Raw genomic sequence first — 13,679 nt, 5'->3', positions numbered from 1 at the left:
AAGAGCCAGACTTCGGTCTGGCTTTTTTATGCCGGTGATCCGGTGAGCGGTAGGCCGAATAAGGCGTTTACGCCGCCATCCGGCAATCAGAACCGCCAGTTGATGCCGGTCAACAGAGTAAAGCTGTCATCGCGGTCGACCATCGGGCTGTTTTTAATTTCATTGGGCAGCACGCTATAGGTCGCATTCGCCATCAGAATCAGGCTACGGGTCAGCGGATATTTCACCGTCAGGCCTACGTACGGCATCCAGCTCTCCGCTGGCGACCACGTCGCTAAGCCGCTACGCCGGGACTCTGCGCCCGACACGCCATAGTAGTAGCGGTTAAAGCGGTCATCGTAATAATAGACACCCGCCGCGGGAATCACCGACAGCTTGCCCACCGGCAATACGCGGAACCAGGACAGCTCGCCAACCCAGCCATCGCTGTTGTCCAGAACATCCGCCGCCGCCGACAGCTTCAGGCTGCCCCACTTTTCATGGTGATACCATGCCATGCCCGCCATGGCGGTACTGTGACGCTTATCCAGCTGCTTCATGGCGCTATCGTCGTTATCCGACGGGTCAAAGGTAAGCGGCATCCAGGAAGCGGTCAGGCTGACTTCATCACGTGGGGTTTTAAAGAGCGCGTAGCCTAATGTGGTCTGCCGAATATAAAAAGAATCACCTTCATAATTTACGATAGGCACCGCATGGGTATTTTCATTATATCCACGCCAGGGTGATTCATTATAAATAACTCCGGCACCAACGGATAATTCTGATGCCACAACATTGGACATAAATGGCGCTAACAAAAGTAGCAGCGCGCTGTGCTTAATTGACATTCCCGTTCTTCCAACCTACTATCATATCCTGATAGAAAATATGATAATATTTGTATTTATATTGCTGCAATCGCAATATTTATATAGAACTATATCAATTTATATATAGAGCCAGGCAATGAAGAAACTCCAGATTAAGCCGCAAGAATTAAAAATAATATCGGTGATTGCTGCCAGCGAGAACGTCAGCCACGCCGCCACTGCGCTGGGCATGGCCCAGGGCAACGTAAGCAAGTATCTCGCTGATGTAGAATCTAAAATTGGCCTGAAGATTTTTGAACGCAGTTCCCGTAAACTGTCGCTAACCCGTTTTGGCGAGGCGCTGATCCCCTATGTCAACGAACTGCTGGAAAAAGAAACCCAGCTAAATAATTTCATCGCTGACTATAAGCATGAAAAAAAAGGTCGGGTCACGGTTTATGCACCGACGATGATTAACGCTTACCTGGCTCGTAACGTTGTCAATAAAATAAAAGATATCGGCAATATTAATTTATATTTAAAAACATTTAACCTGGAACGAAAGTCTTTATATGAGGGCTCTGATTTTCCTGATGATTGTGATATTTTGATTTCCTGCGTACAGCCTAAAAATGAATCGCTGGTCGCCAACTATATCACCAAATATGTCCTCAGCGCGTATGCCAGCCCTCGCTATCTGGCACAACATCCAATGAGTTCGCCGGACGAGTTGGCACAGCACTCCTGTATTCTGATGGATTCCATGATGATCGACGAGGCCAATATCTGGCGCTTTGGGCTAGCCGGCAGCGAGGCATACCGTGATTTTCGCGTTGAGGGTAACTACATTTGCGACAATACCCAGTCAGCGCTTGAATTGGCGCGTAACGATCTGGGGATCGTCTTTGCGCCAAAGAGTAGCGTACAGGCCGATATCGAATCCGGTCGTCTCGCACCCTGCTTTGCCCAACAGTATGAATGGTGGCTGGACCTGGTGGTCATCTACCGCAAGCGTGAGTACCAGCCCTGGCGAGTACAGTACATCCTGGATGAGGTGTTGGCTGAGCTTCGCCGTCAGGTGGCGCAAACCCAGCAGCCCTAGCGTCAGCAAAAAAACACCTCGGCAAACGCAGCAAAAGTTTGCTCATTTCATATAAATGATTACTATTCTCATTCTTATTAAAACTATCCCGACCTCAGTTTCGGGAAACGCTTATCTTATGATGGAGTTGAGAATGGTATCGTTCAGTCTGCGTAAAACGGTGCTCTGCGCCGCGCTCATCACCGCTTTTACCGTGCCCGCCCTGCCCGTAGCCGCCGAAAATACGCAGCCTGGCAACACTGCTGGCACGCTAAAAACGACGTCTTCTGTCACACAGCGTGAACTGGGCGATGGCCTGTATGAAATGGCGCTATTCCCGGCAGACCACGCGCTTTACGTAGCCAGCGCCCAGAGCTTTAAAGAGACCAACGGCGGCGTGATTTATCGTCTGGACCCGACCACCCTCGCAACCACCGGCACAACTCACACCGACCTCAAGAATTTCGGCATGGCGGTCGATGATGACGGCAAAACGTTCTACGTAACCAATTCACTGGACGGGGGTGTGTCAAAAGTGGACGCTAAAAGCGGTAAAGTGCTCCAGCGTCTGATCCTCGGCGGCAAAGGGAAAGAGGGTCATCCGGCCGGGGCACGTGAAGTTCTGTTCCATAAGGGTATGTTGTTCATTGGCCGCGTGGCCGATCCGGGTTCTATTTCGGTCGTCGATGCCAAAACCATGACCCTGAAAGCCACTATTGATAATGCAGGTAAATGGGTTACCGGTATTATTTTCTCACCGGTCACCCAGCGCATTTATGCAACCAACGGCAGCGGCGAAGTGCTGGTTATTAACCCGCAAAACAACAAGATTGAACAGCGCTGGACGCCGGGCGATGGCAAAGATTACCTGCTGCTGAATATGGCGGAAGACCCCAAAACCGGCCGTTTGTTCGTGACCGACGATTCGCAGGGTAAAACGACGCTGGTCTTTGATGAGCGCACAGGCAAAGTCATTAAGCGTATTGCCGGCGATGCGCTCGGTATTAAGTTCGATGCGAAACGCAACGCGATTTTCATCAGCCAGCGCGAGGCGAAAAAGGTGCTGCGTCTGGATGCTACCGACTATAGCGTGAAGCAGAACTGGGATTTCGCTACGCGCCCGAATAGCCTGCTGCTTTCAGACGACGGCAGCGCGCTGTACGTGACGCTTAAGCAGGATTTCAACAAAGATCACTCAACGAAAGGGCCGGATAGCATCGTGCGGATCGCTCTGGATTAACCCTAACCTGCACGTCATCAGGCGTGCAGGTTTTCCGCCCTCGGTATCCTCACCGCCGTTTATCACCGCTGTCCCCACCTAACCCTGAGAATAATGCAGTTTTTTACCCGCAGGACAATTAACCACTTTATTTTTATACTATTTTCTTATTCCTACCGCTGCGATTAATCATAAATTTAAAAAAATATAACCACCAATGATTATATTTATAACCCATAATGAGCACTCATCTACTACTTTATTTTTTATGCTACATACCCACCCTATCCATATCCGAAGTATGTTATTTTGTGAGCGCAGAAAATTAAACAATTCAACTTTCTGAATTAAACAATACGGTATATACAGGGATATTACCCCTACGTATAATTTCGCGCTGTCATACATTAAGGTCAGGTTATGCTCAAGCACGTTCAGGATATGGCGCTTTTTGCGCTGCTGGTAAAAAACGGTTCATTTACCAAGACCGCCGCTGAACTGGGCATGACCAAATCACGTATCAGCCAGAGAATCAGCGCCCTTGAGGAGTATCTCAATCTGCGTCTGCTCAATCGCACCACTCGTAAGATTTCACTCACCGCGGACGGCGAGCGCTATCTGGCCTACTGCCATGAGGTTGTAGATGCCAGCATCCGCGGTGATAAAACGGTACAGGCGCTGCAAAAGCGAACGGGCGGGAAGCTGAAAATCATTGCGCCACCTGGATTTATGGCCAGCATTTTACCCGCAGTACACCATCAGTTTTTGCAGACGCACTCGGATATTGAGCTTCAGCTGATTACCGCCGACTCCTTTTACGGCTCGGTTGGGGGTGAATTTGACGTTGCCTACCGAATCGGTAAGCCATCGGATGATACCTGTATTGGGCGCCACCTTGGGACCTTTAGCCGCTTCATTGTCTGTACGCCAGCGTATCTGGCGCAGCGCGATATCTCGCGTCCGGAAGCGCTTCAACGCGGCGATCTCATTACCCATCGTACCTGGAAAAGCATCTCGCTGTTCCGGAACGATGAATCCTATGAGCTCATCATGCCGCTACGGCATACCAGCGACAACCTGACCTACATTCTGCAGCAGGCGCTTCAGGGAACCGGCATCGCTATCCTCCCGGAGTATATTATTAAGCCTTATTTGCAAAGTGGCCAACTGGTCACGTTATTGCCACAATGGGCTGTGCAAAAAATAGATCTGTGGATGATTTATCAGAGCAAAACGCATAATCCCGCAGTACTACGCGACTATATTAACTTTATCACCCAATATGACGTTATTCATAACGTCATATAAAAATCGATGCCACTGCATCACATATTCCACCCATCAATTTGAATAAGTAACAAAAATGACAACAACCTCTCTCTCTTTGGAAGAAAAATCGCTACTGATTTTCAACCAGCAAATTAAAATGGATAAATACTGGAATACCTATTCCATGGAGCTTATCACTCAAATCACCGCAACCGGCCGGGTATACCATCATCATATTCAGCCCAGCGAAAAAGGCCGCCTGTGCGTAAATGTCTTTAACGGCGTGAACATCAATATCATTCGTTCACGCGTTTTTGGTGAAATTCAGATTCGGTTCGAAGTGGAATCCGAGGAGCTGGGACGCATCGATTTGCAGTCGGCCTGCATTGACGTCCACGGTCATCTCGATCGGCATATCCCGGTACAGGATAAAGTGAAGGTCTTCGAGCACTATCTGGAACGCCTTCAGGTAGTGTACGACACCATTTTAGCGCTATCACCCGAGAAGGCATAAAACCATGATCGTCAGGCCGGAGCAAAGCTGGTTGCGCAAACTGTTCTCATGGCGCGGTTCCATCATGAGAAAAATCGCTCCGCAGCTTTGTTTCTTTATCGTACTCAATATTGCCTATCTGTACTTACTGCCGCTGCTGCATCTGCACGGCATTATTGCCAAAGAAAGCTCGTTCTATTTTATCGGCATCTCAATATCCATCTCAGTGTTTCTTGGATTTCGCAACAACACCGCGTGGCTGCGTTACTGGGAAGCCCGTAAACTGTGGGGCGACCTGCTGATCGTCAGCCGCTCGCTGATGCGGGAAGCAATCAATACCACGACGGCAAGTACGAAGGATAAGAAAGAACTGCTGGATTTGGTCGTGACTTACTGCATCACGCTAAAGTCCAGGCTGCGCCACGGCCCGGTGCCGGTTTCCCGCATGCTGGGCTATCAGCAGCTCACCACCCCCTGCAACGCGCTACTGCAAAATATCGGGCTATGGCTTTATCAGCACCGGCCAAACGAACTGGTGTACCGCAACTTTAACCACTATCTCAATCAGATGGGGACCATTCAGGGCGGCTGCGAGCGCATTAGCAACACGCCAATCCCCTACGCGTATTCGCTGCTTCTGCATCGTACGATAGGCATCTTCTGCGCGATCTATCCGCTGCTGCTGATTCATGACTTCGGTTTTTTGACGCTGCTATTCTCCATCTTCACTACCTACGCGCTGCTGGCGCTCGACGCAATTGCCACCGAGCTGGAGGACCCTTTCGGTACCGAAGATAACGATCTGCCGCTCAGCGCCATTTGTAATGCCATCGAGATAGATCTGCGGGAGATGCTGCATGACGGACTCATCCCGCCGAAAATGAAACCGGACGCAAACTATCGCCTGCTGTAAGTGCGTTACGCGACGACGTCGCGTAACTCCGGTTAACGAATGACCTCGTAAATCGCCTTCTGTATCCTCAGCCATTTTTTACTCTCGGCATCGCCCGTCGCCTTGCTACGTCGCTGCGCGTTATCCACTGCCAGCCGCTGGCGGGCCACTACCGCCGGCGTGGTGCAAAAAGCCTGCAGATAGGATTTTCGTACCGTATTCAGCGGCGCGCCCTGAGACAGCTCGTGGGTCAGCGTGTTGATAAAGCGTCGACACGGCTTCGGCTCATTCATCTGGCGCCGATAACGCAGCAGCAAATTCAGCACTGTCTCGTGCCCTGCGGACATGGCCAGCTCGGTCCATGACACCTGCCAGTTCATGCCGCCGCGTAAAAACAGTTCGGCCACTTCGATATTGTTGCTATCGATAGCCGAACGCAGGGCGTTGCTGTCCCAGAGAATACCGCGGCGGGCCAGTATTTCCCGAGGAGAGACCGCTGCGAGCGGCTCGGCGACGATCGCTGCGCTGGCGACCGCTAGCGGCTGCGTTGGCTCCGGTTCCGGCAACGCCGTCAGCAACCCAATCGCCCCCAGCGTCATTCCCAGCACCGTGACCCCTACTGCACACCACAGCGTCACCGCGATCATCCGTTCACGCACATCAGAATGCCGTCGCGGCTGGTGTAACTCGCGCTCAATACTGTCTGGGATCGGCCGCGTATCCGGCCCATAAGCGTGTACGTAGTCCTGCGCCCGAGCCCAGAATTGCTGAACCTCACCGCCACCGGCAGCCATTAAACTTGTCGGGTTAACGCGGATGCGCCCCTGTTCATAGGCTCGCTGCACCGGCGCGGTGATCTGCTGGGCATAAAGATCCAACAGCAGGCATTCCATTTCACTCAGCGAATGACGGGCCAGCGCAGAATTGCGCATGCGGCGGATATCATCAAGAAACAGATGCAGCGTTACGCGCTGCTCAACCAGAAAAGTCAGCGCCGTCGCATAGTTAAACAGCGCGGCGTAATGGCGAGAGAACACCTTTTTATCGACAATCAGCAGCGCCACCTCACCGAAAGTCATGCCGCCCAGGCTCTCGCCCGACGGGCTACGAGAGGACCAGCGGGCGCAGGCCTGCGGGCCAAACAGCGACTTTAACGCATTGTGCAAATGCGCTTCGTCGGGCCAGGCCTGAACCACCAGGCCGCGCAGCGTCAGCTCGATAGTACGAATCTGGCGCAGCGCATGTTCCTGAAGCTGTTCGGCATCGTCGTCATAGCCCGTGTTATACATCAGCAGCGGCTGCTGCCGTTTGATGTGCTCTAACGTCACGACAAAACGCAGCGCGGCAATCAGCTGATTTTCCGTGGCCCCCTGCCCGTGTTCGTAGGAGGGAATGCCCTGTTGCAGATGGCGAAGTTGCAGCATAAATTCGCTCAGCTGGCTGTCGTTAATACGCAGCTGTCGGGCCACCACGCCCCAGCCGCCAAGGTTCATCCGTGCCTGGTCTAACTGTTCCAGAAACCAGCGGGGATCTTTGCCTTCCGTCACGCGAAGCTTAAGCAGTGTGAGTATTTCAATGGAGGCCTGACGAATGATGCTCAAGCAATGTTCGAAGTGCTGAGCAACCTGACGCGATGACGTCGACATCTTCACGTTCCTTAACCAACAGCAAGGCCATTTCGCCTTTGGATTAATATGTTGTTTTTTTGTTATTTTTGTCGTTACACCATAGACCAAATCAGGCAAATTAGCAGTCCTGCCCCCTCCATGAGAATGTGAAATTATGACCGCGCTCACCACGAAACGATTAGTCTGCACTCCGCTTGTCGACAGCGACTGGCCTTTCTTCCTCTCTCTGCAGCAGGACCGTCAGGTGATGCGCTTCGTGGCAGACGATCGCCGCGAGCAGGAGATCCGCGCCGCCTTTGACGCCCGACTGCCCCACTGGTCCCCCGGCGATACGCACTGGCTGTGTCTGCTGGTGCGCGACGCGCAGAACGTGCCGCTGGGCATTACCGGCTATATCCATCGCGACGTCGACTGCGCAGAAGTCGGCTTTTTATTTGCACCGGTCGCGCAGGGCAAAGGCTACGGCAGCGAATCGCTGCGCGCGGTGTGCGATTTCGCTTTCAGTACGGGCGGTATACGCCGCCTGACCGCCACGGTGACGGCGGGCAATATCGCCTCCCGCCGCACGCTGGAAAGGCTTGGTTTCCGTCTGGAGGGCGAGCTACGAGAAAGCTATTTCCTTGCCGGTGAGTGGCGCAACGACTGGCTGTTTGGCCTACTCAGTCACGAATATGATAGTTCACCGTCATCCGGCCAATAGTCGGGGGCGCACGACTCTTTTACACTCCTTTCTTCACCAGAAGAGAGGGCTTCATGTTCACAGGCATCACCACGCCCAGCGCACAGGGGCTGGCATTGATTAAGCGCTTTCAGGGGCTTTCGCTGGAAAAGTATCGGGACGCGGAAGGGATGTGGCTGATCGGCTACGGGCATCTTATTCGCGACCAGGAGCGTTTCGACACACGCTTAACCTGCTCGCAGGCCGAAGCGCTGTTCCTGCAGGATGTGGAAGCCTATCGGCAGCGGCTTTGCCAGTGCATCGACGCGCCGCTGGCGCAGCATCAGTTCGATGCGCTGCTGTCGCTGGCCTTCAGCCTCGGGCCAGAAGGCATCGTGCGTTCGGCCATCGTACAGGCTATCCAGCGACGGGATTTTCACGCGGCGCGGGTAGCCTGGCAGCAAGAAGGCGAGCGGAAAACCAGCCTGGCTGTACAGCGCCAGGCTGAAGCTGTGTTATTCCAGACAGCCCGGTGGTAAATCCTGACAATGGTTGAGCATCATCGCCGCCTGGGTGCGGTTTTTCACATCCAGCCGGCGGTATAGCGACTCAAGATGCGCTTTTACCGTACCGGCGCTGATATTCAGGGTTCGGCTAATCTGTTTATTGGTTTCACCGTTCGCCAGCAAAATTAATATTTCCCGCTGGCGCTGGCTTAAATGATATAGCCCCTGCCGGGTTTGTTCTTCATTCACCTGCCAGTCGCCCGGCAGGCAAATTAAGCCGCGCAGCACGCTTTTTATCGTCTGCACAAACACTTCCACGCTGGCGTCGCGCGGAATAATAGCCTGCACATTCAACGCCAGCATATTGCTGAGCCATGCCTGGCGGTATTCATTAACAATGATGATGCCTTTCGATTCCGGAAACTGCTGGAACTTCTCTTTTAACAGCCACTGACAGAAATCTTGGGAAGGTGCGAACAAGTTCCTGATATGAGATCATCATATTCATCCGGAGCGCATCCCAGAGGGACATCATGAGCCATCAACTCACCTTCGCCGATAGTGAATTCAGCACTAAGCGCCGTCAGACCCGAAAAGAGATTTTCCTCTCCCGCATGGAGCATATTCTGCCATGGCAGAATATGACCGCTGTCATCGAGCCGTTTTATCCCAAGGCGGGCAATGGCCGACGGCCCTATCCGCTGGAGACCATGCTGCGTATTCACTGCATGCAGCATTGGTACAACCTGAGCGACGGTGCCATGGAAGATGCCCTGTACGAAATCGCCTCCATGCGCCTGTTTGCCCGATTATCCCTGGATAGCGCCCTGCCGGATCGCACCACCATCATGAATTTCCGCCACCTGCTCGAGCAGCATCAACTGGCCCGTCAATTGTTCAAGACCATCAATCGCTGGCTGGCCGAAGCAGGCGTCATGATGACCCAAGGCACTTTGGTGGATGCCACCATCATTGAGGCACCCAGCTCTACCAAGAACAAAGAGCAGCAACGCGATCCGGAGATGCATCAGACCAAGAAAGGCAATCAGTGGCACTTTGGCATGAAGGCCCACATTGGTGTCGATGCCAAGAGTGGCCTGACCCACAGCCTAGTCACCACCGCGGCCAACGAGCATGACCTCAATCAGCTGGGTAATCTGCTTCATGGAGAGGAGCAATTTGTCTCAGCCGATGCCGGCTACCAAGGAGCGCCACAGCGCGAGGAGCTGGCCGAGGTGGATGTGGACTGGCTGATCGCCGAGCGTCCCGGCAGGGTAAAAACCTTGAAGCAGCATCCGCGCAAGAACAAAACGGCCATCAACATCGAATACATGAAAGCCAGCATCCGTGCCAAGGTGGAGCACCCGTTTCGCATCATCAAGCGGCAGTTCGGCTTCGTGAAAGCCAGATACAAGGGGCTGCTGAAAAACGATAACCAACTGGCGATGTTATTCACCCTGGCCAACCTGTTTCGGGTGGACCAAATGATACGTCAGTGGGAGAGATCTCAGTAAAAACCGGAAATAACGCCAGAAATGGTGGAAAAAATAGCCTAAATAGGCTGATTCGATTGTTTGCGGGAAAAAAATCGGCCCAGATCCGCGAAATTTTAATCAGCGAGTCAGCTTGGGAAGAAATGACCTGCTTATTCGCACCTTCCCTAACTTTCATTCCATGAATAAATATTGACTGCCTGTCAAACATGACTACCTGCATAACGCTTTCCCCATAGAAAAATCAACGCGTCTTATTGGCCGAAAGAGTAATCCTCGCGGTATAAAATAAGAACTCGCCGTTTGGCCTGGGGCATTCTACGTAGATATTGAGTAATCTAAACATTACGATTATGAATGCTTACAACCCTTGCTTTGCAAGCATACATTCATATAGCTCATTACATCTGAATTAAGGAAAAGATTAAGGCAAGGGCAAGGAATGAATATTAATTTTGAGGAATATAGCGAGTAGCCGGGCAAATAAAAGCCGGAGGCTGAAATAAATCCGGTTTCAGACTTATTTCAGCACAATTCGTTCAGCTAGCCCGATAACAGGGCCTGTGACCGTTTACAGGAACATGCCGCCCGAAACTTCAATCCGCTGCGCGGTCATCCAGCGTAGGTTATCGCTCAACAGCGCGGCAATTGCACCACCAATATCATCCGGCAAACCGGCGCGTCCCAGCGCCGTTTGCGAGGCGACGTATTTGTTGAGTTCTTCGTTATCACGCAGACGCCCGCCGCCGAAGTCGGTTTCAATCGCGCCCGGCGCGATACTGTTCACCGAGATTCCGCGCGCGCCCAACTCTTTCGCCTGATAGCGGGTCAGTACCTCCATCGCCCCTTTCATCGACGCATAGGCCGCATACCCCGGCAGAGCAAAGCGCGCCAGGCCGGTCGAAACGTTAAGAATTCGCCCACCGTCGGCCATCAGCGGTAGCAGCTGCTGAGTCAGGAAAAACGGCCCCTTAAAGTGGATGTTCATCAACTCATCAAACATGGCTTCCGACGTCTCGGCAAACGGGGCGTACAGGCCGATACCGGCGTTGTTCACTAAATAATCAAACGTCTCGCGTCCCCATACCTGCCGGAGCTGTTCTTTAACCTGTTGGGCAAAGCGAGAAAAGTCTGCGGTATCGCTGACGTTCAGCTGTAATGCCGCCGCTTTCGCGCCCATTTGCTCCACTTCAGCGACGACCTGTAGCGCAGCATCGCGCTGGCTGTGGTAGGTAAAAATAATATCCGTGCCCTGTGCGGCGAGCTTCAGCACCGCATTTTTTCCCAATCCGCGGCTGCCGCCGGTCACAATCGCAATACGCTGGTTCATAGGAAACCTCATTTCAGGTGGTGTGTACGTTGAGAACAAGCTTATTAGGTGATAAAAAAACAATAAATGCCCAAAATTGCGCTTCACTGTCTCAATTACGACAACAATAGGTCATCCTGATGGATAAAATTCACGCAATGCAGCTGTTCATCCGCGTGGCAGAGCTGGAGAGTTTTTCACGCGCGGCAGAGACCCTGGGCCTTCCTAAAGGTAGCGTATCGCGGCAGATTCAGGCGCTGGAAAACCATCTGGGCAGCCGCCTGCTGCACCGCACCACCCGGCGCGTGCTGCTGACCCAGGACGGTATGGTCTACTTTGAGCGCGCCAAAGATCTGTTGAGCAACCTGGAGGAGCTGGACAGCCTGTTCCAGACCGACCCCAGCAGCGTTAGCGGACGTCTGCGGGTGGATATGCCGGTTGCCATTGCGCGCAACGTCGTCATCCCCCGGCTGCCAGATTTTTTACAGCACTATCCGGGCATTGAGCTGGAGCTCAGCAGCAGCGATCGCCTGGTGGATGTCATCCGTGAAGGTTTTGACTGCGTGGTGCGCGTCGGAGCGCTGAAAGACTCCGGGCTTATCGCCCGCCCGCTGGGAAAACTCACCGTCATTAACTGCGCCAGCCCGTCGTACCTTGCCCGCTTCGGGTATCCTGAATCACTGGAAGATCTCAGTAGCCATGCGCTGGTACACTATGCGGTAAATCTCGGCGTGCGGCCGCAGGGCTTTGAAGTGGCAAGAGATAACGGCAGCCAGTGGGTCAAAACCGGCGGCGTACTGACGGTGAACAGCACCGAGACCTATCATGCCGCCTGCCTGGCGGGGCTGGGGATTATCCAGGTACCGCGCGTCGGCGTACGCGAGGCGCTGCACGGCGGTAAGCTGATCGAGATACTGCCGCAGTATCGGGCAGAGCCAATGCCCGTATCGCTGCTCTACCCGCACCGCCGCAATTTGTCGCGCCGGGTACATCTGTTAATGGAATGGTTAACCGAGGTGCTGCGAGACTATGTTGATTGAGCTTTTCCGGATGGCGGCGTAAACGCCTTATCCGGTCTACAACCCCGTAATGCGCCAGCGTAGGCATGATAAGCGAAGCGCCACCAGGCGAGCCGAACGAGCCGTGCACGCACTGACGTCGGGGAACCCTCTATACTTAAGTAAACGCAATAAAAAGGACATTCTTCCTGATGACGTCGGAAAACAACGACAAACGTCTACAGCAAAAGGCCAGCAAAGCGCTGGATACCGTCACCAGCACGGCGCAAAAAGTTCAGCGCAACCCGGTTATCGCCCACCTGCTCCGCGCCGCCGAACGCTTTAATGACCGCATGGGCAACCAGTTTGGCGCGGCAATCACCTACTTCTCGTTCCTATCGATGATTCCGATTCTGATGGTGTCGTTTGCCGCTGCCGGTTTTATCCTCGCCTCGCACCCGACGCTGTTGCAGGATATCTTCGATAAGATCCTCAACAACGTGAGCGATCCGACGATGGCGGCTACGTTAAAAAGCACGATCAACACCGCCGTACAGCAGCGCACAACCGTCGGGCTGGTCGGGCTGGGCATTGCCCTTTATTCGGGCATTAACTGGATGGGCAACCTGCGCGAAGCTATCCGCGCGCAGTCGCGCGACGTCTGGGAGCGTACGCCGCAGGATCAGGAAGCGATTTGGCTTAAATACGTGCGCGACTTTATTTCGCTGATTGGTCTGCTGATTGCGCTGATCGTCACGCTGTCGATTACCTCCGTCGCCGGATCCGCCCAGCAGATGATTATCTCTGCGCTGTATCTCGACAGCATCGAGTGGCTTAAGCCTGCCTGGCGACTGATTGGCCTGGCCATCTCTATTTTCGCCAACTACCTGCTGTTCTTCTGGATTTTCTGGCGTCTGCCGCGCCATCGGCCGCGAAAAAAAGCACTGCTTCGCGGCACCTTTATCGCCGCCATCGGCTTTGAGGTGATTAAAATCATCATGACCTGGACGCTGCCGACGCTGGTGAAATCCCCCTCCGGCGCGGCGTTTGGCTCGGTACTGGGGCTGATGGCCTTCTTCTACTTCTTCGCCCGCCTGACCTTATTCTGCGCCGCATGGATTGCCACCGCCGAATACAAAGACGACCCGCGCATGCCGGGAAAACCCCAGCGTTAACGGCGCCGCTGGGCTGAAAATTTCAGTCCAGCGCTTCGTTTTAGCATATAAATCCAGTTAGTAACTTTTATTTAACCAAAAACCAGTTTTATCATCCAAGTTATAAAAAATGTGAAGCATTTCATGGATGCTAAATTCCCGGTATAAAAATTATCCACTTTTTCGCCCGT

Annotated in this window: 13 protein-coding genes and 2 pseudogenes; 10 read left to right on the top strand and 5 right to left on the bottom strand. The window is 53.2% G+C overall.

Annotated elements, in window-relative coordinates; genetic code table 11:
• Positions 1-86 precede the first annotated feature (86 nt).
• The gene (locus H7R76_RS01470) at positions 87-827 is read right to left on the bottom strand and encodes a MipA/OmpV family protein (RefSeq protein WP_106925050.1); all 741 of its coding nucleotides are present in this window, start codon (positions 825-827) and stop codon (positions 87-89) included.
• A gap of 118 nt (positions 828-945) precedes the next feature.
• On the opposite strand from H7R76_RS01470, the gene H7R76_RS01465 reads away from it, so the two are divergent.
• The 5 genes from H7R76_RS01465 (at position 946) to H7R76_RS01445 (ending at position 5,763) form a co-directional block, all read left to right on the top strand.
• Positions 946-1,890, top strand: a complete 945-nt coding sequence (locus H7R76_RS01465; RefSeq protein WP_106925049.1) for a LysR family transcriptional regulator — start codon at positions 946-948, stop codon at positions 1,888-1,890.
• Positions 1,891-2,023: 133 nt separating this feature from the next.
• Complete coding sequence (locus H7R76_RS01460) at positions 2,024-3,109, top strand: YncE family protein (protein WP_182966818.1); 1,086 nt, start codon at positions 2,024-2,026, stop codon at positions 3,107-3,109.
• 399 nt (positions 3,110-3,508) lie between these two features.
• Complete coding sequence (locus H7R76_RS01455) at positions 3,509-4,396, top strand: LysR family transcriptional regulator (protein ID WP_182929866.1); 888 nt, start codon at positions 3,509-3,511, stop codon at positions 4,394-4,396.
• Positions 4,397-4,451: 55 nt separating this feature from the next.
• Positions 4,452-4,871, top strand: a complete 420-nt coding sequence (locus H7R76_RS01450) for a hypothetical protein (protein WP_182966816.1) — start codon at positions 4,452-4,454, stop codon at positions 4,869-4,871.
• Positions 4,872-4,875: 4 nt separating this feature from the next.
• Positions 4,876-5,763, top strand: a complete 888-nt coding sequence (locus tag H7R76_RS01445; protein WP_106925045.1) for a bestrophin family protein — start codon at positions 4,876-4,878, stop codon at positions 5,761-5,763.
• Between the two features lie 32 nt (positions 5,764-5,795).
• Here the strand turns inward: H7R76_RS01445 and H7R76_RS01440 are convergent, their stop codons facing one another.
• A complete protein-coding gene (locus H7R76_RS01440) occupies positions 5,796-7,388 on the bottom strand; it encodes an STY4199 family HEPN domain-containing protein (protein ID WP_182966814.1) in 1,593 nt (530 codons plus the stop codon).
• A gap of 136 nt (positions 7,389-7,524) precedes the next feature.
• On the opposite strand from H7R76_RS01440, the gene H7R76_RS01435 reads away from it, so the two are divergent.
• A complete protein-coding gene (locus tag H7R76_RS01435; RefSeq protein WP_106925043.1) occupies positions 7,525-8,070 on the top strand; it encodes a GNAT family N-acetyltransferase in 546 nt (181 codons plus the stop codon).
• A 53-nt stretch (positions 8,071-8,123) separates the two neighbouring features.
• Positions 8,124-8,567: a lysozyme gene (locus H7R76_RS01430; protein ID WP_106925042.1), complete on the top strand. Its 444-nt coding sequence runs from the start codon at positions 8,124-8,126 to the stop codon at positions 8,565-8,567.
• Here H7R76_RS01430 and H7R76_RS01425 read toward each other — a convergent pair.
• A complete protein-coding gene (locus H7R76_RS01425; RefSeq protein ID WP_227673938.1) occupies positions 8,544-9,014 on the bottom strand; it encodes a response regulator transcription factor in 471 nt (156 codons plus the stop codon). The two genes, H7R76_RS01430 and H7R76_RS01425, sit on opposite strands and share 24 nt — an antisense overlap.
• Before the next feature lie 53 nt (positions 9,015-9,067).
• Between H7R76_RS01425 and H7R76_RS01420 the strand changes: the two genes are divergently transcribed.
• Positions 9,068-10,048, top strand: a complete 981-nt coding sequence (locus tag H7R76_RS01420) for an IS5-like element ISKpn26 family transposase (protein ID WP_068815383.1) — start codon at positions 9,068-9,070, stop codon at positions 10,046-10,048.
• 100 nt (positions 10,049-10,148) lie between these two features.
• Here the strand turns inward: H7R76_RS01420 and H7R76_RS25210 are convergent.
• Positions 10,149-10,250 (bottom strand): annotated as a pseudogene (locus tag H7R76_RS25210) (DNA-binding response regulator); the annotation flags it as partial.
• A 348-nt stretch (positions 10,251-10,598) separates the two neighbouring features.
• Entirely contained in the window at positions 10,599-11,357 is a 759-nt protein-coding gene (locus H7R76_RS01415; protein ID WP_182966812.1) for an SDR family NAD(P)-dependent oxidoreductase, read from the bottom strand.
• Between the two features lie 119 nt (positions 11,358-11,476).
• Between H7R76_RS01415 and H7R76_RS01410 the strand changes: the two genes are divergently transcribed.
• The gene (locus H7R76_RS01410; protein WP_106925039.1) at positions 11,477-12,376 is read left to right on the top strand and encodes a LysR family transcriptional regulator; all 900 of its coding nucleotides are present in this window, start codon (positions 11,477-11,479) and stop codon (positions 12,374-12,376) included.
• Between the two features lie 185 nt (positions 12,377-12,561).
• A pseudogene (gene yhjD / locus H7R76_RS01405) lies at positions 12,562-13,509 on the top strand (inner membrane protein YhjD); the annotation flags it as partial.
• Positions 13,510-13,679 lie beyond the last annotated feature (170 nt).

Origin of the sequence: Klebsiella sp. WP8-S18-ESBL-06 (assembly GCF_014169755.1) — a bacterium.
Lineage (GTDB): Bacteria > Pseudomonadota > Gammaproteobacteria > Enterobacterales > Enterobacteriaceae > Kluyvera > Kluyvera ascorbata_B.
This window is presented reverse-complemented; position numbering and strand designations above follow the sequence as displayed.

What these genes read in the sequence shown, in the direction of transcription:
- H7R76_RS01450 (WP_182966816.1), top strand. Translation starts at nt 4,452, where the DNA reads ATGACAACAACCTCTCTCTCTTTGGAAGAAAAATCGCTACTGATTTTC.
- H7R76_RS01440 (WP_182966814.1), bottom strand. Translation starts at nt 7,388, where the DNA reads ATGTCGACGTCATCGCGTCAGGTTGCTCAGCACTTCGAACATTGCTTG.
- H7R76_RS01430 (WP_106925042.1), top strand. Translation starts at nt 8,124, where the DNA reads ATGTTCACAGGCATCACCACGCCCAGCGCACAGGGGCTGGCATTGATT.
- H7R76_RS01460 (WP_182966818.1), top strand. Translation starts at nt 2,024, where the DNA reads ATGGTATCGTTCAGTCTGCGTAAAACGGTGCTCTGCGCCGCGCTCATC.
- H7R76_RS01420 (WP_068815383.1), top strand. Translation starts at nt 9,068, where the DNA reads ATGAGCCATCAACTCACCTTCGCCGATAGTGAATTCAGCACTAAGCGC.
- H7R76_RS01410 (WP_106925039.1), top strand. Translation starts at nt 11,477, where the DNA reads ATGGATAAAATTCACGCAATGCAGCTGTTCATCCGCGTGGCAGAGCTG.
- H7R76_RS01455 (WP_182929866.1), top strand. Translation starts at nt 3,509, where the DNA reads ATGCTCAAGCACGTTCAGGATATGGCGCTTTTTGCGCTGCTGGTAAAA.
- H7R76_RS01465 (WP_106925049.1), top strand. Translation starts at nt 946, where the DNA reads ATGAAGAAACTCCAGATTAAGCCGCAAGAATTAAAAATAATATCGGTG.
- H7R76_RS01415 (WP_182966812.1), bottom strand. Translation starts at nt 11,357, where the DNA reads ATGAACCAGCGTATTGCGATTGTGACCGGCGGCAGCCGCGGATTGGGA.
- H7R76_RS01445 (WP_106925045.1), top strand. Translation starts at nt 4,876, where the DNA reads ATGATCGTCAGGCCGGAGCAAAGCTGGTTGCGCAAACTGTTCTCATGG.
- H7R76_RS01435 (WP_106925043.1), top strand. Translation starts at nt 7,525, where the DNA reads ATGACCGCGCTCACCACGAAACGATTAGTCTGCACTCCGCTTGTCGAC.
- H7R76_RS01470 (WP_106925050.1), bottom strand. Translation starts at nt 827, where the DNA reads ATGTCAATTAAGCACAGCGCGCTGCTACTTTTGTTAGCGCCATTTATG.